Origin of the sequence: Flavobacterium sp. 102 (assembly GCF_003634615.1) — a bacterium.
In the GTDB taxonomy this organism is placed as follows: Bacteria; Bacteroidota; Bacteroidia; order Flavobacteriales; family Flavobacteriaceae; genus Flavobacterium.
Genome location: NZ_RBKX01000001.1, coordinates 2,735,789 through 2,755,531, shown reverse-complemented (window position 1 = coordinate 2,755,531; position 19,743 = coordinate 2,735,789). Strand labels below are relative to the sequence as shown.

Annotated in this window: 12 protein-coding genes; 3 read left to right on the top strand and 9 right to left on the bottom strand. The window is 36.9% G+C overall.

The features are described from left to right. Positions 1 to 2: 2 nt before the first annotated feature. Positions 3 to 977 (bottom strand): D-alanine--D-alanine ligase, encoded by a 975-nt coding sequence (locus tag C8C84_RS11875; RefSeq protein WP_121313851.1) that lies wholly within the window; start codon positions 975 to 977, stop codon positions 3 to 5. Between the two features lie 244 nt (positions 978 to 1,221). On the opposite strand from C8C84_RS11875, the gene C8C84_RS11870 reads away from it, so the two are divergent. Both C8C84_RS11870 and C8C84_RS11865 read left to right on the top strand, forming a co-directional pair. Further along, on the top strand, positions 1,222 to 1,839 hold the full coding sequence (locus tag C8C84_RS11870) for a PASTA domain-containing protein (RefSeq protein WP_121313850.1): 618 nt from the start codon (positions 1,222 to 1,224) through the stop codon (positions 1,837 to 1,839). After that, positions 1,832 to 2,884, top strand: a complete 1,053-nt coding sequence (locus C8C84_RS11865; RefSeq protein ID WP_121313849.1) for an RluA family pseudouridine synthase — start codon at positions 1,832 to 1,834, stop codon at positions 2,882 to 2,884. Before C8C84_RS11870 ends, C8C84_RS11865 begins: the two co-directional genes overlap by 8 nt. 72 nt (positions 2,885 to 2,956) lie before the next feature. Here C8C84_RS11865 and C8C84_RS11860 read toward each other — a convergent pair whose 3' ends face one another. From C8C84_RS11860 to folE, 5 genes are all read right to left on the bottom strand, one after another. Next, positions 2,957 to 3,382, bottom strand: a complete 426-nt coding sequence (locus tag C8C84_RS11860) for a hypothetical protein (protein WP_121313848.1) — start codon at positions 3,380 to 3,382, stop codon at positions 2,957 to 2,959. A 98-nt stretch (positions 3,383 to 3,480) separates the two neighbouring features. After that, positions 3,481 to 4,413 (bottom strand): prolipoprotein diacylglyceryl transferase, encoded by a 933-nt coding sequence (gene lgt, locus C8C84_RS11855; RefSeq protein WP_121313847.1) that lies wholly within the window; start codon positions 4,411 to 4,413, stop codon positions 3,481 to 3,483. A 79-nt stretch (positions 4,414 to 4,492) separates the two neighbouring features. Further along, a complete protein-coding gene (gene yidD / locus C8C84_RS11850; protein ID WP_121313846.1) occupies positions 4,493 to 4,735 on the bottom strand; it encodes a membrane protein insertion efficiency factor YidD in 243 nt (80 codons plus the stop codon). Beyond that, entirely contained in the window at positions 4,736 to 6,217 is a 1,482-nt protein-coding gene (gene cysS / locus C8C84_RS11845; RefSeq protein WP_121313845.1) for a cysteine--tRNA ligase, read from the bottom strand. It lies immediately after the preceding gene. Between the two features lie 113 nt (positions 6,218 to 6,330). Continuing rightward, positions 6,331 to 7,002 (bottom strand): GTP cyclohydrolase I FolE, encoded by a 672-nt coding sequence (folE, locus tag C8C84_RS11840; protein WP_121315057.1) that lies wholly within the window; start codon positions 7,000 to 7,002, stop codon positions 6,331 to 6,333. A 160-nt stretch (positions 7,003 to 7,162) separates the two neighbouring features. On the opposite strand from folE, the gene C8C84_RS11835 reads away from it, so the two are divergent. Next, complete coding sequence (locus C8C84_RS11835; RefSeq protein ID WP_121313844.1) at positions 7,163 to 13,768, top strand: T9SS type B sorting domain-containing protein; 6,606 nt, start codon at positions 7,163 to 7,165, stop codon at positions 13,766 to 13,768. A gap of 164 nt (positions 13,769 to 13,932) precedes the next feature. On the opposite strand, the gene C8C84_RS11830 is transcribed toward C8C84_RS11835, so the two are convergent. The 3 genes from C8C84_RS11830 to C8C84_RS11825 form a co-directional block, all read right to left on the bottom strand. Continuing rightward, positions 13,933 to 16,200, bottom strand: a complete 2,268-nt coding sequence (locus tag C8C84_RS11830) for a tail fiber domain-containing protein (RefSeq protein ID WP_121313843.1) — start codon at positions 16,198 to 16,200, stop codon at positions 13,933 to 13,935. Positions 16,201 to 16,202: 2 nt separating this feature from the next. Continuing rightward, the gene (locus C8C84_RS17140) at positions 16,203 to 16,361 is read right to left on the bottom strand and encodes a hypothetical protein (RefSeq protein WP_199717154.1); all 159 of its coding nucleotides are present in this window, start codon (positions 16,359 to 16,361) and stop codon (positions 16,203 to 16,205) included. Between the two features lie 132 nt (positions 16,362 to 16,493). Next, a complete protein-coding gene (locus C8C84_RS11825) occupies positions 16,494 to 19,385 on the bottom strand; it encodes a response regulator (RefSeq protein ID WP_121313842.1) in 2,892 nt (963 codons plus the stop codon). Between the last annotated feature and the right edge of the window lie 358 nt (positions 19,386 to 19,743).

Sequence of the window (19,743 nt, the reverse complement as noted above, 5' to 3'; positions counted from 1 at the left end):
ATTTATTTGTTTAAAGCCAATTCCAAAGCGTTAGTAAATAAATCGGTCAATGAAATGCCCGCTTCTTTGGCTTGTTGCGGAATCAAACTTTCGGTTGTTAATCCCGGAATGGTATTCATTTCTAACATATGTGGTTCACCGTTTACGATGATGAATTCACTTCTTGAAAAGCCGCTCATTTTTAAAACCTCGTAGGCTTTTTTGGCAACAGCCGAAACCTTTGCAGTCATTTCATCTGAAATACGCGCCGGAGTGATTTCCTGAGATTTACCTAAATATTTGGCTTCATAATCAAAGAAATCATTCTCTGAAACGATTTCCGTTATTGGTAAAACGGTTATTTTTCCTTTGTAATTAATGACACCAACAGAAACTTCGGTGCCGTCCAAGAAGCTTTCAATGATGATTTCGTTGTCTTCTTTATAGGCGTTTTCAATCGCCGGTAAAAATTCTGCTTCCGACTTCACTTTCGAAATGCCAAAACTCGACCCTGATTTGTTGGGCTTTACAAAACAAGGCAAACCAACGGTTTTCAGAATAGCTTCAACATTAATTTCATCGCCCAGATTGAGGTAACAAGAAGTCGCCGTTTTGATTCCATACGGTTTTAAAACCGACAATAAATCACGCTTGTTAAAAGTCAAAGCCGCTTGGTAATAATCACAAGAACTTTGCGGAATCCCTAACAATTCGAAGTAAGCCTGCATTAAGCCATCTTCGCCCGGAGTTCCGTGAATGGCATTAAACACCACATCAAAGTTGATTTTTTCGCCATTTACTGTCGTGGAAAAGTCATTTCTGTCAATAGGAAATTCGTTGTCATTTTCATCTGCATATACCCATTTTTCTTTGAAAATATGAATGCGATAGCCTTTATATTTTGTTTGGTCTAAAAATTGATAAACCACATTGCCGCTTTTAAGTGATATTTGATATTCGCTCGAATATCCGCCCATGATGATGGCTACTTTTTTCATTAGTAGTTAGAGTTAGGTTGGTGTTTTAGTTATAACAAAATTATCATTTTTTTTCATAGATATGGCTTTGCCTTTAGATTTTTAGATTGTTAGACACGGCTTTGCCTTTAGATTGTTGGATTTTTAAATTATTTCATTTCTAACTATCTAACAGCGAAGCGTTTCTAAGAGGCCAAAGGGCGTATCTAATTATCTAGGAGCGAAGCGTATCTTTTTTATATCTTTGCTCAAATAAAATTTCTCTATGAGTCTACGCAAATATTTAACCAGTCGGGTTTTCTTTGCCCAAATGCTTGCCTCCATGGCCATTTTTGCGATTATCGCTTATCTCTTTTTTCATTGGATTACTTACACGACCAATCACGGACAAGAAATTACGGTGCCGGATTTGAGTAAACTGTCAGCGGAGCAAGCTGAAGAGAAATTGGATGCCTTAGATTTAGACTATATTATTTTGGACACGGTTGATTTCAGACCGGAGTTTCCAAAGCTGACTATTGTTGAGCAAGAGCCTAAAGCAGGAGCAAAGGTAAAAGAAGGCAGAAAGATTTATATCAAAATTAATGCTTCCACTTATACCATGGTTTCTGTGCCTGATTTGATTGAGAAAACCTATCGTCAAGCGGTACCGACTTTGGAAGCGGTTGGTTTAAAAGAAGGAACGATTACCTATAAACCTTATTTGGGAAAAGATATGGTATTGGAAGTAAGAATGAATGGCAAGAAACTTAAGGCCGGAGATAAAGTACTGAAATCCTCTAAAATCGATTTGGTTTTAGGTGATGGAAAAGTTGGTTTTGTTGATACTGTTGTTGATTCTACCGCAGTTGATTCCACAGAAATAATGCCTTTAGATGAATAATTCAAACGACGTTACTGATTTAGAAGACGAATTGTTCGAACACCATAGATTTGTTTCTGCAAAGGGACAATCGCTATTGCGTGTCGATAAATTCCTGATGCAATTGATAGAAAATGCTACGCGCAATAAAATCCAAATCGCGGCTGAGAAAGGCAATATTTGGGTGAATGATGTTCCGGTAAAATCCAATTACCGCGTAAAACCTTTTGATGTGGTTCGCGTGATGTTGGAACATCCGCCATTTGAAAATCATATTATTCCCGAAAACATCCCGTTGGATATTGTTTATGAAGACGACGCTTTGTTGGTCATCAATAAACCTGTTGGTTTGGTAGTTCATCCCGGACACGGCAATTACACCGGAACTTTGGTCAATGCTTTGGCATTTCATTTTGATAATTTACCAATGAACTCCAGCGAAAGGCCCGGTTTGGTGCATCGCATCGATAAAAATACTACCGGACTTTTGGTTGTGGCTAAAACCGAAGCCGCGATGACGCATTTGGCCAAACAATTTGAAGACAAATCTTCGGAACGCGAATATATTGCGTTGGTTTGGGGTAATGTCAAAGAAGATGAAGGCACGATAGAAGGTAATATTGCTCGACATGTCAAAGACCGAATGCAAATGGCTGTTTTCCCTGAAGGTGATGTTGGAAAGCATGCGGTTACCCATTATAAAGTTTTGGAGCGTTTTGGTTATGTCACTTTGGTTTCTTGTAAATTGGAAACCGGAAGAACGCATCAAATACGTGTTCACATGAAATACATTGGTCACACTTTATTCAACGATGCGCGTTATGGCGGTGATTTGATTTTGAAAGGAACGACTTTTACCAAATACAAACAGTTTATCGACAACTGTTTTAAAACTTTGCCAAGACAAGCATTACATGCTAAAACTCTTGGTTTTGAACATCCAACTACAAAAGAGTTTATGCGTTTTGACACCGAACTTCCCGATGATATGAAAGACTGTATTGAGAAATGGCGTAATTATGCTAAGTCGCATACGGAAGTTAACGAAGAAGATTCGAGTCAGTAGTACGAAATGCTTGTAGCAAAGCGGAATAAAAAAAAGCCTCAAGAAATTGAGGCTTTTTTAGTGGTACTATTATTATTTTTTACAATTTGAGTAATCTATATTGAAGGTGTAATCTTTATCAGTTACTTTTTGAACTTCAGGATTTTTTTTGTGGTTCGGTTTGTAAGACGCACCTGTTCCTAAATCAACAGCCAATCCGACTAATCCAAAAGACAAAACGCTCAATATGAAGTTTCCTGTTCTAAACGATTTGTCAAAGGTTTGTGATTTTGTTTCACAGCCTTCTTGCTTCACTTCAACCACTAAAGGTTGGTCTCTATGGAATAGCGCAGTAGCTGTACCATTTCCTAATTTTTTACCGTTAGCATAAATTTCAGCATTCGGATGGTCTTTGGCCACAATGGTACCTTGGTATTTGCTGCCACCAAACATCACGCCGCAACTATTAAACAAAATACTCATCGATAATAATAAAGCAATAATTGAAATTTTTTTCATGAACAAAATAGGTTTTTTATTAGAGTGCTAAGCTAATAGTTTGTTTATAAGAAAAAAAATAATTCATAAAAAAAATCCCTCATTTCGAGGGATTTTTTTTATTTGTTTATATCATCTTCAATGGGTTTTTCTGCCATAAATAAATAATAAACTCCAACTAGGATAAATGGTATACTTAGCCATTGTCCGGTGGTGAATAGTTTTAAACTTTCTTCGATGCCACCTTGGCTTACTTTTACGTATTCTACAATGAATCGAACAGTCCAAAGTAAGATTAAGAAATAGCCAAAGATTAATCCTTGTTTTTCAGCGGCTTTGGTTTTCCAGTATAAAAAGTAAAGTACTAAGAAAACTATGATGTACAATCCTGCTTCATAGAGTTGCGCCGGATGTCTGTATGGAATTTGACTCAAAACTTCTGTGAATTTTGGGTCGTGTTGAATTAGGTTATAACCTTCACTGTTATTGGTAGCCCCGGTAATGTATTTTAAATTATGGCTTTCCCAAAACTCTTCTTCTCGAATGAATTTTACACCAAAAAAGTTATTGGCAGAAGTGGTATGACCATAAATTTCTGAGTTGAAGAAGTTCCCGATTCTAACAAAAATAGCCCCGCAAGAAACCGGAATTACTACCCGATCAAGCACCCAAAGGATTGGTCTTTTTATGATTTTCTTACTGTAGAAATACATCGTTATGATGATTCCAACAGCGGCACCGTGACTGGCTAAACCTTGAAAACCGGTAAATTCAAATTGAGGCTCGAATCTAAATGGTAAAAGGATTTCCATTAAATGGTCTTTGAAATAATCCCATTGGTAAAAGAAAACATGTCCTAAACGTGCGCCCAACAAAGTAGCCACAACAGTCCAAATAAATAAAGTATCGAGTTTTTCTATAGGTTCGTTTTCCCGGTCGTATATTTTTTTCATTATATACCATCCTAAACCAAAGGCAATTACAAACATTAAGCTGTAATACCGAACAGTAAAGAAACCAAGTTCTATACCTTCTGATGGATTCCAAATCATAAATTAGTAAATTATGGGGTTAAGTTATTATGGTAAAAATAGTGAATTGTTTGGAACTGAAAAAAAATTAACCTTTTCTTTAGTGAGAACATTTTTTCTCAGGAACCGGATCGTAACCGTTTTTCCCCCAAGGATGGCAACTCAAAATTCTTTTTACACCAAGATAAGTGCCATAAAAAGGACCATGAATTTTCAAAGCTTCCATAAAATAACTTGAGCAAGTTGGTTGAAACCTACAACTTGATGGTAGCAAAGGCGAAATCACAATCTTATAAAAATAGATAAGCAATAGGAGTGGCGCTATTACAATTTTCTTCCACATTTATTGAATGCTAAAAGTGGTTCCTTCTTTTCCGTCTTTTAATTGAATGCCTAAGGCTAACAATTGGTCGCGAATTTGGTCCGAAAGCGCAAAGTTTTTATTGGCACGAGCTTCCAAACGCATCGTAATCAACATTTCTACAACTCCATCTAATTTATCTGAATTGTTGGCGATTAGCTTTTCATTTCTAATCCCTAAAATATCAAAAACAAAAGTATTCAAGGTTTCTGAAAGTGTTTTCAAATCTTCAGCAGTCAGGGTTTCTTTTCCGTCATTAACTAAATTGATAAATTTGATTCCTTCAAATAAGTTGGCAATTAAAATTGGTGTGTTGAAATCATCATTCATTGCGTCATAGCAATTTTGTTTCCAAGTTGCGATATCAAGAGTAGACGAAGCATTGGGTTGTAATTCTTTCAGAATATCCAAACCTTCTAACAAACGGTTAAAGCCTTTTTCAGAAGCCAAAATCCCTTCATTGGTAAAATCTAAAATACTTCTGTAATGCGCTTGCATCATAAAGAAACGAGCTACATTAGCAGAGAAAGCTTTGCTCAAAAACGGACTTCCGCCATTGTAAATTTCATCCGGTAAAATGTTATTTCCGGTTGATTTCGACATTTTTTTGCCGTTCAGTGTCAGCATATTGGCATGCATCCAATAATTCACCGGACTGTGACCGGTGCAAGCCTCGTTTTGAGCAATCTCACATTCATGGTGCGGGAACTTTAAATCCATTCCGCCACCGTGTATGTCAAATGTTTCTCCTAAATATTTCGTGCTCATCGCAGTACATTCCAAATGCCAACCCGGGAAACCAATGCCCCAAGGAGAAGGCCAACGCATAATGTGTTCCGGTTCAGCTTTTTTCCACAATGCAAAATCTTGAGGATTCTTTTTATCGCTTTGTCCGTCGGTATCACGAGTATTGGCTAACATTTCGTCAATGTTGCGACCGCTTAATTTTCCGTAGTGATTGGTTTCATTAAACTTTACTACGTCGAAATATACCGAACCGTTGGTTTCATAAGCAAATCCTTTTTCAATAATTTGTCTTACGATTTCAATTTGCTCAATGATATGTCCGGTTGCTGTTGGTTCAATACTTGGCGGTAAAAAGTTGAATTGGTTTAGCACCTCATGAAAATCAACCGTGTAACGTTGCACGATTTCCATAGGTTCTAATTGTTCTACTCTGGCTTTTTTGGCAATTTTATCTTCACCATCATCAACATCGTCTACGATATGGCCAACATCGGTAATGTTGCGCACATAACGCACTTTGTAGCCCAAATGCAATAAGTATCTGAAAATCATGTCAAATGACATAAACGTGCGCACGTTGCCTAAATGGACATTGCTGTAAACCGTTGGTCCACAAACATACATCCCAACATTACCTTCATGCACAGGTTTGAAAAGTTCTTTGTCTCCCGAAAGGGAATTGTATATTTTGAGGGTATGATTTTTATAAAGTTGCATTTTTTTTGGAGCTATTTCCCGCTTTTCGCTATATCTTTTTCTTTTTAGGATATGCCTACGTTAGCACTTCGGCCAATCTAAAAAGAAAAAGGATGTCGCTGCAATCAGGGCTATTAAAAACTAGTTTCTAATCTAATATAATCTAAGAATTCACGTTTGGTTAATTCTTCGCTGAATTTACCACCAAATTCGGAAGTAACCGTACTGCTTTCAATATCGCGAATTCCTCTTGAGTTTACACACAAATGTTTGGCGTCGATAACACAGGCAACATCTTCGGTGTTTAAAACTCTTTGTAATTCTTGCACAATTTGCATGGTTAAACGTTCTTGTACTTGAGGTCTTTTGGCAAAATAATCCACAATACGATTCATTTTAGAAAGGCCAACCACAGTTCCGTTAGAGATGTAAGCCACGTGAGCGCGACCAACAATAGGAAGCAAGTGGTGTTCGCAAGTAGAATAAACAGTAATGTTTTTTTCTACTAACATTTCACCATACTTGTAATTGTTTTTGAAAGTCGATGAGCTTGGTTTTTTGTTAGGATTCAATCCTCCAAAAATCTCTTTGACAAACATTTTGGCCACACGATTTGGGGTTCCTTTTATGCTGTCATCTGTCAAATCCATTCCCAATGTTTGAAGGATGTTTTCAACATCTTTTTTTATTAATTCTATTTTTTTATCATCACTTAAATCAAAAGCGTCATTTCTTACAGGATTTTGAGCGCTGGTAGCAATGTGGTTTTCTCCTAATTCATCGTTTATCATTTCACTTTTTGTCATTAAATTCGCCATTAATTTGGGTTAAAAATTGAAGCCACAAAGATAAATAATTATAATTAATCTGTACTGAATAGTGTTAATATTTGAAAATATTTCATATTTAACATAAATATTTCTTAAAAATATGTAAATTTCGCTCCTCAAAAAAATATTGTCAGTAATGAAAAAAATTTACTTCTATTTATTAATAATTAGCCTATTTTCAATACATTCTGTATTTTCTCAAGGGTCAACTTGTCCCGGTGCACAGCCTTTTTGTGCAGGAGGATCAGCATTGACTTTTCCAAATACGACTGGAGTTCCTAGTACAGGAGCAGTGTCTTGTTTAAGCACCACTCCCAATCCGGCTTGGTTTTTTTTACAAATCAGTGTTGCCGGTACTTTAAATTTTACTATTTCTCAAAACAGTAATGGTGGGGGCGGAATTGATGTTGATTTTATTGCTTGGGGACCTTTTGCTGGTCCAACGTGTGCAGGAACCGATTTATCAGCCGCTAATCAGGTTGGATGTAGTTATTCGACTGCTGCAACTGAGAATTTTACGATACCTAATGCACAGGTTGGTGAAGTCTATATGGTATTATTGACCAACTTTGCCGATCAGGCCGGACAAATATCATTAACTCAAACCAATGCAGGAACAGGTGGCGCAGGAGCAACCGATTGTAATATTGTCTGTCCGTTATCATTAGACGATCAAGTAATATGTGTTGGAGGACAAGCAATTTTAACAGCTACTATCGATAGCGCTACTTCATATGCATGGTCAGGCCCAAGTGGTCCAATAGCTTCAACAGCTCAATCTATAACGGTTTCACAAGCGGGAACTTACACAGTTGTTGTAAATAAACCAGGTTGTGTTGCTAATGCTACGGCTAGTGCTACCGTTTCTTTTTATGCACCGCCTCCAATTAATCTTCCTGTCAATCTTGAAGAATGTACGCCTAATCCTGTATACAATTTAAATGAAGCGATTGCTAATATATTTAATGGTACGGGTCTCAATTCGAGTGATTTTGAAGCGTCATTCCATACCTCTGCAGCCAATGCACAAGATATTATTAGTCCGATAGGTAACCCTTCAGCTTATCCGGGTCCTGCTGGTGGTGCAGGCGCTTGTAGTACGATATATCTTTCTTTAACCGATAACGGTCCAACGTCTAGTGGATGTGTATCTGTTTTTTCATTTACCATTTGTAATATTACGTGTTCACTTGAACCTAATGTACCTCCGAATTTAACGTTATGTGAGAGCAGTTTGGGAAGTGGAACAGCTAATTTCAATTTTATTCCTCAAACTCCTATAGTTTTGGGAACTCAGTATTCAGCTGCAAACCACACGGTGACTTATCACCTGACTCAGGCTAATGCAGATAATGATGTTGGAGCGATTACAAGTGTTGTTGGAACTAACGGTCAAACCATTTATGTGAGACTGGAAGAAAATGCAAATCCAACCACTTTCGGAACTACTTTTTTCCAATTGATAGTAAATCCTTTACCTACAGTTACTATATCAGGAACGACTTCTATTTGTTCAGGAAATAATACGGTTATTACTTTTAACGGAACTCCTAACGCTCAAGTTACTTATAATGTTAATGGTAATCCAAATGAAATAATTACTTTAGATGGAACCGGAACAAATACTATAACAACACCTAATCTTACGGCCAATTCTACTTATACTTTGGTAAGTGTTTTGAATCCGGTAACTAACTGTTCCAGAAATATTACAGGTACAGCAGTTGTAACTGTTTTACCTTTGCCAACAGCTAGCATTTCAGGAACTACTGCAGTTTGTCAAAATGCAGTAAGTCCTCAAATAACTTTGACCGGAGCTAGTGGTACAGCACCTTATACTTTTACTTATTCCATAAATAATGTTGTTCAGCCTACAGTTACTACTTTAGCAGGGAATAGTTTTTCGTTTAATGCTCCTACTGCAACAGCCGGTACTTTTGTTTATTCTCTTATTAATGTATCAGGATCAGGGACGCCGACTTGTTCACAAAATCAAGACGGAACAGCTACTATTACTGTTAATCCATTGCCAACAGCTGTAATTACCGGAAGTGTAGCTAGTTGTTTAAATGCTCCTTATCCACAAGTGATTATTACAGGTGCAAATGGTACACAGCCTTATACATTTACTTATACTCTTAATAACGGAGCTCCAATATCTAATTCTACTACCGGTGGAAATAGTTTTATTATTGATGTTCCAACAGATGTTGCAGGATCATTTACTTATGATTTAATTAGTGTGGTAGATGACAGTTCTACGAGTTGTTCTCAACTACAAAGCGGATCTGCCGTGGTTACTGTTGCGACACCACCGGTTATCAGTCAACCGACTGATTATGTAGTTTGTGATGACAATAATGATACGATATCCTGTTTGTTTGATTTAGGGACAAAAATCAATGAAGTTAACGGAGGTAATCCCAATATAGTTGTAGATTTTTATGAAACTGACACTAGTGGGTCAGCAATTCCTCTGAATGTAAATTATTGCAACCTAACAACAGGTTTAGGAATTCAAACAATCTATGTTAGAGCTTATTTTGTTGGTTCTCCTGCTTGTTATAGCACTACTACATTTAATTTAATTGTCAATCCGATTCCAATGCCTAATCCTGTTATTGAGGATTATGAATTGTGTGATTACAATTCAACGGGTGATGAGATTGAGGTATTTACTTTAAATAGTATGGATACTGAGATTGCCAATGGTCAAACTAATGTAACAATCAGTTATTACTTGACCCAAAGTGATGCTCAAACGCAAACCGGTTCGTTAGCGAATTCTTATCCTAATACTAGCAATCCTCAACAAATATGGTTCAACATCCGTAATAATACCACTGGTTGTTTTTCTGTTGGCTCATTCAATTTGATAGTTAATCCTATTCCGCCTGCGGTAACACCACCAACTCTATTTGAATGTAGTGATGGTTTGACGAATCAAGCAGAGTTTGATTTAACGATTAATGAAGCGTTTGTTACCAACAATAATGTTTCAGGTTTAACTATTACCTACTACAATACTTTACTTGATGCTCAAAATGAAGTAACTGCTAATGCCATACAAGATCCGTTAGCTTACATTGGCACGGATAACGAAATTGTTTACATCAGAGTAGAAGATAATGCTACGGGTTGTTATGCTACGACCACGCAATTGCTTAGAGTTACCCAAGGACCAATTGCCATCACACCACAAGCACTTCACTATTGCGATCCTAACAACGATGGATTTGGATTCTTTGATTTGGAAAGTACAAGGATAGAGATAATGGGAGGCACTGCTGTTGCAGGTGTTTCTGTTAGCTATTATGAAACTGAGACTGATGCTTTAATCGGTGCTGCACCTTCAATTATCAGCCCATACGAGAATATCAATCCATGGACGCAAACGATTTATGTCAGAGTATTTTATACTTTGACAGGATGTGCTAATTATGTTCAATTACAGTTAATTGTTGATCCAACGCCAGAGGCTACAGAGCCTGATGATTATGAATTGTGTGATTACACGGGACAAATAGGTTATGAGGCTTTTGACTTGACAACGACTGAGCCGCAGATATTAGGGACTATTGACCCATCATTAGTGAATGTAACTTTCCATCCAACTTTTGTAGATGCACAGAACGAGACAGCTACTATCACTGGTGTGACGAATTACATCAACCAAACCCAATGGAGCCAAACTTTATTTGTACGAGTAGAGTTTATAGCGACAGGTTGTTATGATATTGTTGAGTTAGATTTGATTGTTAATCCATTACCCAATGCTACCCAGCCGAATTATCCGCAGTATACTTTGTGTGATTACAACGGCGCGATAGGTTTTGAGACCTTTGATTTACTTTCCCAAGTTGATCCGATATTATTGGGACAACAAGGCATGAGTGTTACTTTCTATCCAAGTTTGGCTGCTGCTCAGGCGCAAGTGCCGGGTACTTCGATTAATGAGACACACCCTGATTTGCAGTATCCTAACCAAATTATCTATGTTCAGACTTTAGGCGTGGTGATTACCAATACTCTTACCGGTTGTTATAGTATCTCTACGATAGATATTAGAGTAGTACCATTACCAACACCGATTCCACCAACAGCACCTTACACGATTTGTGATGAGAATCAGGATGGCTTTTCGAGTTTTGATTTAGCGACTTTGACCGCAGATATTTTACAAGGCGCCAATTACATATTGACTTTCTATGAAACCCTAAGCGATGCTGAGCTAGGCAATCTTGTGACGGCAATTGACATTACTCAGTTGTATGATAATATCAATCCGTTTACCCAAATCTTGTATGTGAGAGCTGAGGATCCACTTACAGGTTGTTGGAGTGTTATCCCAATTGTATTGAATGTAAACCCAAGTCCTATAGCCCCAATTAATTTGGATGATATTGTGGTTTGTGATACAGACAACAACAATCAAAGTGCTAGTACAATAGTTGATTTAACGGTAAGAACCCCTGATGTTTTAGCCCAACAACCACTAGCAGCCAGTAATTATACAATCACTTATCATACCACATTGCTACGCGCACAAAATGATATTCCAATCATCCCTGCGACTAGTTATTTGGCTACGACCAATCAAACGATTTGGGTGAGAGTAGAGGACAACACTACAGGATGTTTTAATATTGGCGAATTTGATATTATTGTTAATATTCCATTATTACTCATCACCCCAACACCACTGAGTTTGTGTGATGATGATGCGAATCCGAATGACCAATTCCACAGCTTTGACTTGACGATAAGAGATGTGATGATTACCCAAAGTTTATCAGGTTATACCGTAACCTATTATCCAAGTTATGCTTTGGCGCAGGCAGGCAATCCAGCCAATGCTATTGCTACACCAACGGCTTATACCAATACCTCACCGGCAGTTCAAACATTAGGAGTTGTGGTAACTAGTGCCGCGGGTTGTTCCAGTGTAACGACTTTAGACATCAGAGTCTTACCTATCCCAACGCCAAACACGAATCCACCGAGCTTAGGAGCGAAGTGTGATGACAACAATCCCGGCGATATGATGGAGGTATTTGACTTAACGGTTAATGCGGCTTATATCTTAAATGGCGACCCTAATTTAACGCTACATTATTACCACAGCCAAGCCGATGCTTTAGTGCCACAGAATGAAATTCCACTGTCCACAGTAACAGCAGCTTTAGTAGGAGATGTTGATCCAAATGAGCAAAGTGTATGGATAAGAGTAGAGAACAACAGAATAGATTCTTTTGGCAATCATTGTTTTGTACTGGTGGAGCAACCTTTAACGGTTAATCCTTTACCAACAGTAGTGCAGCCACTGGCACCTTACAGGGTATGTGATAATGATACTGATGGACTGGCAGCATTTGATTTGACCAATCCAATCTTAGCAACCGCTATTTTGGGAGCCACTCAAAACCCGGCTGATTTTACCATTACATATTACTTAACCCAAGCAGGGGCAAATCCGCTGACTAATACCGGAGAAACTCCGCTACCAAACAATTACACCAACACGACACCGGACAGCCAAAACATCTACATCAGAGTAGTGAACAATGCTACAGGTTGTGTTAATGCCACCGGAGTACTTACTTTGGCAGTAGAGGAATATGCTCAGGCTACAGGACCACAGAGCTTCTCGAGTTGTGATACTTACACCGACCCTTATGATGGTGTGTTCCAATTGGATTTAACCCAGTACGAGACTGCGATATTAAACGGACAAGACCCATTGGTGTTCTTGATTAGTTACTATCACACCCAAGCCGATGCAGAACAAGGCATCAATGCCATCACCTTGGCAGAAGCACAAGCTTACATTACCCAACCCGATACTGACCAAATTTGGGTTAAGGTAGAGAACAGCAGCAATAGCATTACCCCATTCTGTTATGCGCTTACTACAATCGATATCGAGATAGAGCGTTACCCGAATCCAATTATCACTACACCAAATGGAGTGACGACGATTTGTGTTGACTTTACCAGTGGATTGGTAGTAAGACCACTGACACTAAACAGCAATATTCCAAATCCGGCGGATTATACCTTTGAGTGGTATGAGGGCACGACGTTAATACCGGGAGCAACAGGTTCAACTTATACCGTTGACACGGCTTCGCCAACAGGAGCCACGAGAAGCTACACCGTTAGAGTAATTAGCAACAGTCTGCTGGCTTGTGAGACTACTTCATTAGGTTTTGATGTGATACAATCAGGACCGGCTAGTATTTCGACAGGTACGGCAGGATATACCGTAACCAATGCGTTTACCAATAGTCAAATCATCACCGTGACAGTGGAAGGCTGGGGCACTTATGAATACAGTTTGGATGACGGCCCAAGACAGACGAGTAATATCTTTGAAGGTGTGTCGTTAGGAAATCATGTGATCCATGTTTGGGATACTGAAGGCGGAATCGCTTTTAGTTGTGAGGAATTAATGATCAATGATGTTCAGGTGATTGATTATCCACATTACTTTACGCCAAACGGAGATGGTATTCATGATACTTGGAATGTAGTAGGATTATTTAATTATGCAGCTCAAACCAAAATCTTCATCTTTGACCGCTACGGAAAATTACTGAAACAAATCAGTTCGGCAGGAGATGGATGGGACGGAACCTACAACGGACAACCGTTACCTTCAACAGATTACTGGTTTACGGTAGATTATCCGGAGCAAGGCGGCATGAAGCAATTTAAAGCGCACTTCTCGTTGAAACGATAGGCGAATAAAATATTGGAAATTAAAAACACCCGTTCTAGAATAGAGCGGGTGTTTTTTTATGATAGAAAAGTATTTGTGTTTTTAGCCCCGATAGGAGCTGGCTACCGTGTAGCGCGGATAGCGGGAGCAGAAGAGAAAGAAAGCACAATTGATCTGCTCCTAAATCAAGACTTAGTGATGTTTAATTTTTCTTCAATGGCTTTTAATCGGTTTTCAAGGGCTTCTTTTTGTTGTTTTAAAGTATCGTTTTCAGTTTTTAATTCTTGGATGGCTTTGACCATTGGAGCGAGTAAATCGTTGTATCGGATAGATAACATTCCGTCATCGTCTTTGGTGATGATACCGTTGTTAGTAGCGCCAACTTCGGTTAAGGTTTTGTCTAGTTCTTGGGCGATGAAGCCGTATTCAGTTTTTTTGGTTTCGTCGTTTTTTCGAGTGTAGTAAACAGGGTTTAACTTGTTGATGAAGTCTAATCCTAAATTTGAGGTTTTGATATTGTCTTTCCATCGGCTATCGGATGTTACTGACCATGCTACTTGAACTCCGGCATACCCAATATTTACATTTCCCATTCGGATTTGGTTGTTGTTAGCTGCTACTGGTACTGTTGCACCAGTTCCGATACCGATATTGTTTCCGCCTGTGGTGACGTTGGATAAAGCATTCCAACCGACTGCTACGTTTTGATCGGCAGCAGTTAAAGCAGCTAGTGCATTGACACCAATAGCAACGTTATAAACTCCAACTGAAGGTTGTAAAGCCCCAATTCCGAAGGCAAGATTGTATTCACCTAGATAACCGATATTTGTACCGCTTCTTCTAAAACTGACATCAACATTATTGGTCGAACCAATAAAATGAGTTCCGGCGGTGATGCTGTTTCCTGTTAGTGACCACGCTGAGTTGCCTATTATTGTTGCTGGGTTTTGCCAAGATAGATTTCCTGCGCCATCGGTTTGCATGATTTGACCGTTGGTTCCACGTGATGGTGGGAAAGTGTAGGTGTTGGTTGTTGCTGTACCAATTCCCACATTGCCAAGAAAGTAACCAGCAAAATTATTTGCTCCAGGTTTTAATACGGTTGAGTGGATACCATAGTGTGTTCCGTCAGCTGCAGCTTCTATTGTTGTTAATGTACCGTATTTGTTGGCATTGCTTAATCCACGTAAATAGTTACTTGTACCAACCATTATATTGTTAGGATCTGTAACATCTATGCCATTATCGATGTAATTAACAACACCGTATAAAGATCTACTCGTGTTTCCATATAAATTATTAATAGTGCCTGAACCGCCTGAATCTGCAAAAACAAATAAATCATTTAAAGATCCCCACAAATCTGAAACTACGCCTGGACTTGAAATAATTCTAGAATTAACACCAATTAAAATTCCAGGTACGTCAGTTGTAATTTCATTTCGAACACCAATTTTATTTCCTGTTTTTCTTCCTCCAATGAAATTTTGCATTCCAAAAGTTCCTCCTGAACCACCATCGGGTGAGTTTATTTCAGTATAAACCCCTGTTGCTTCAAGAGTACTGTTGTTGGTTATTCTATTTTCAATACCGTGTGTTGTTCCTGTTGAACCTAGCGGATTTGTAATTTGATTGTAGACGCCTAAAGTTAAATCGCTTCCTGTATGCGCCAGAGTGTTGCTTAAACCATATAAAAAACTATTGCCAGATGCTTGAAAGTTGTTTTCAAAACCAATTTTAGAACCTAAAATTCCAAAAGCAGCAATATTTCTAACACCAATTTTAAGTCCGTTTCCAGTTCCTAAAAATGAGTTTCGAATACCATAAGCTAGGTTGTTATTATTTATAGTCATGTTATTATCAAGGTTGGAACTAATTCCAAAACCAGAGTTTTTAATCAAATTATTAGTTATTCCTCTGTTTTCGTCGATGGTTTGAACATTGAGTTTACTAATTGGTGTTTCGGTTCCTATGCCAACATTTCCAGTGGTATGTTTTACACGAAATCGTTCAATATTATCGGTTCCAATTACTACATCATTATTGTCAGTTGTTCCTAAAAAGTTTTCGGTTGCTCCAATAGTTGATGTTCCATAAATTGCAGGAGTTGCAGGCGAAGTTGTAGCTGTATTTCCGTTTAATGTCCAGCCAGCTCTAGCATTAAGTGTTACCCATTGTGAACCATTCCAATAGTAAAAACCAGCCACAACATTGTTCGGAGCGGTTCCTGACGCGGCAATGTTGTATACCAAGGTAGAAGTTTCTAAAGGACCAAGATTGGGATTTACAACGGTTGTAGCATCTAAAATAGAAGTAAGTTGAACACGAGGAATTAACATTCCGTTATTGGTAGATTCTACATCTAAAGCTGCTTTTGGTGCAGTTGTATTTATTCCTACTTGGGCTATGGATGCGAAAGGAAGTAACAATAGTAGTGCTAGATTTTTTTTCATGGCTATTTCTTTTTAAAAGTAGTTTTAACGATTAGTTTATTTTTGTTGATGACTCTCAATTCATAGTCGCCTTTTTCAAGATGGTTTACATTGATGTATATTTTCTTGTCAAGTAACTGATTGATATTTGCTTCGTATTTTATGTTTTCTTTCTTTGACATATAGTCCTCTTTTTTTTGTTAATGTAAAACTAGGACAAGCACAAAAAAATCCCTGTGACTATTGTAACAGGGATTATGATTTATGTAACATGGTTTTACAGGTCAATAAAATAGAGGGTTAAGTGAGAAGATTTAGCTTTTTTCGATGTATTCTGTTGGCGTGCAATGGTACATTTCTTTGAAACATTTTGAAAAATATGATACGTCGTTGAACCCAACTGAGTAAGCAATTTCTGAAATGTTTCCGTTGCCTTTTTTGAGTAACTCGGTGCTGACTTTTAATCGTTCGTTTCTTAAAAATTCGGTTGAAGAAACTCCTAATAGCGACTTTAGTTTTCGATGCAATTGCATTCTGCTCATCCCAACTTCGGCTGCGAAATCTTCGGCAGTAAAGTCGGAGTTGGACAGTTGTTTTTCTAGAATAACTTGAAGCTTTTCGATGAATTTTTCTTCTACTGAATTGATAACAATATCCACCGGACGTAAAACCAATTCTTGGCTGTAGCGTGTATGGAGTTTTTTGCGTTCTTCAATGAGTTGTAGCACTGTTGCTTTTACTATTTCGTTGTTGAAAGGTTTGGTTAAGAAGGCATCGGCTGTACTTTTTAAACCTTCAAGATGTGCTTCGTCTGAGGTTTTGGCAGTTAATAGAATAACCGGAATAAAAGATGTCAACTCATTATTTTTGATTTGTTTTGTAAATTCAAATCCGTCTATTTTTGGCATCATTACATCGGAAATAATACAATCCGGAATTTCTTTTTTGGCTAATTTTAAGGCTGCTTCACCATCTTGCGCTTCAATAATTTGGTAGTTAATTTTGAAAATATCTTTCAATACATTTCTAATTTCAGCATTGTCATCAACGATTAATAAAATAGGCAGTTCTGTTTCAGCAATGCTCGAATTGATGACATTTGCAGTCTGAACTTTCGAAGGAATAACGATGGCGTTATCGTTTGTTTGCAATAAAGGTATATTGACTGCAAAAGACAATTCACCATTGCTGACAGTTGCTTCAATAGTTCCTTTACACAAATCAACTAATTCTTTGACTAGTGCTAGACCAATTCCGACGCCTTGATTGTCTTCATTTTTTTGATAAAATCGTTCAAAAAGTTTGGGTAAATCTTCCTTTTTAATATCGCTTCCGGAATTAGAAACTACCAATTTTAAAGTGGAATTTGTAACCGATGAACCAAAGGCTATCGCTTCATTTGGAGCTTTATATTTAAAAGCATTCGTTACCAAATTGGTTACAATTTTTTCGATTACATCTTTATCGAATAAGCTGTTTTCAGTTGTTTTTTCAATCGAAGAGGAGAAATTGATATGGTTTTCTTTTGCCTGAAAATTGAACGGTTCCATGATTGAATGCAGAAACGAACTGATATTGCCTTCTTTTAAGATGAGTTTTAAATTGCCACCATCAATTTTTGAAAGTTCAAGTAGTTGATCAACTAATTCTAGCATTCGGGTTGAATTGGTGTCGATTAAATGCAATTTGCTTTTCTGATTTTCATCTGAAATTTCGCTTTGCAAACTTTGCACCGGACTTTTAATCAGTGTTAAAGGCGTTCGAAACTCGTGTGAAATATTGGCAAAAAAACGTGATTTCAATTCGTTTAACTCTTTGAGTTTTTGTGCCGTTTTGATTTTATTTCGGTAACTGTAGAACAAACTTCCTCCAATTAAGGCTAATAAGCCGAGTAAACCAATGTAAATGTATTTTTCTTTTTGGGCTAATTCATTTTGAGTAGAAAGGAGTTTGATTTGTTTTTGCTTATTTTCGGTTTGATACTTGGTTTCTAATTCAAAAATTTCTTGATTTTCATTCAAATGAGAAATGCTATCTTTTATTTCTTCGTTTAAAACATAAAATTTATTTGCTTCGTCATAGTTTTTTGTTTTGCCATAGGTTTTTGCTAGCTTTAAGTATAAGTTGCTTTTAAGGCTATTTAAGTTGTTTTTATTTACCAATTCAAGTGCTCGTAAATAATGGTTCTTTGATTTATCAAATTCCTCTACTATAAAATAAACATCTCCAATATGAATATTACTTCTTGCTTGTCCGTGATAATAATTTCCTTCTTGTTGTATTTCTAAAGATTTGTTAAAGTATTCAAGTGATTTTTTATATTTTTTTTCTTCCATATAAACCCGACCAATTGACAAATTTGCTTCCGAAAAATTTCCAATAAAGCTATTGTTTTCATAAAAATTATAAACCTTTTTGTAATTAGAAAGTGCATTTTTGTAATTTTTTTCTAAAAAATAAACATCACCTAGTTTAAAAACTGCATGCATTTGACCTATTTTATTTTGAGTCTCATCGAACAGAACTTTAGCCGCTTTAAAGTTTTTCTCAGCTTGGTTGAATAATTTTAATTCTTGATGAAGTTGACCTAAATGCATTAAATTTTCACCCAATGTGTTTTTGTCTAATTTGTGATTTACTTGTATAGAATCTGTTTTTAAATAACTATTCAATGCTAAAACATAGGCTTTTCTACTCTGATAAAATTCTCCTAAAACCATGTAAGCTCTAGATAATTCTAACAAAGCATTTCTTTTTGTAGTGATTTTTATGGCTTCTTTTAGATGAAATTGAGCATTATCAAAATCATTTAGAGCAATATATACGTTAGCTAATTTTATTGATGATTCACAGATTAGAGAAACATCATCTAATTTTTTAGCATATTGATTGGCTTTTGTTAAGTTTGGTATTGCTCCATTTTTTTTTGAATAAATACTCGAAGTTACTCCGGATAAATAATATGCCTTATAGAATGCAAGTGAGTTGTTGTGTTTTTTTCCTATTTCAAAAAGTTGCTGTTTATGAAAATTGGCTATTTTGATGTTATCCAAAAAGTTTCGGTTAAAGAGTAAATCATGAAGTTTAATTTTCTCTTCAATAGTTTTTACCTTTTTTAGTTCAAATTCTAAAGAGTCAATTTCGTTTTTGAATTGACCAAACGAGAAATTTGCGACAAACAAGAGAAGGAAAAATACTTTTTGCATAAAAAAAGTTTTGTTAGGTAAATCTATACAATTTTACTTAAAAACATTTAGTATGAGTAGGAGAGATGTAACATTTTTGAGTTACAATAAAAACTATAACTTGTTTTTTTGTACTGTTTTAGACTAATTATATGATAGAAATCGGAAAGTGTTTTTTAGCCCCGATAGGAGTGGAAATCCTTTTTATTGTTTTTTGGGAAAGTCCTTCAACAAGTTAAGGGTGACAAAACAATAAAAAGATTGTAACGATAGCGGGAAGACAAGTGAAGAGAAGCAAAAAAGGTCTGCTCCTAACCCGAGCGAAGCGAACTGACGTAGTAAAATAAAAAACGCCTCAATCAATTCAAGCGTTTTTGTG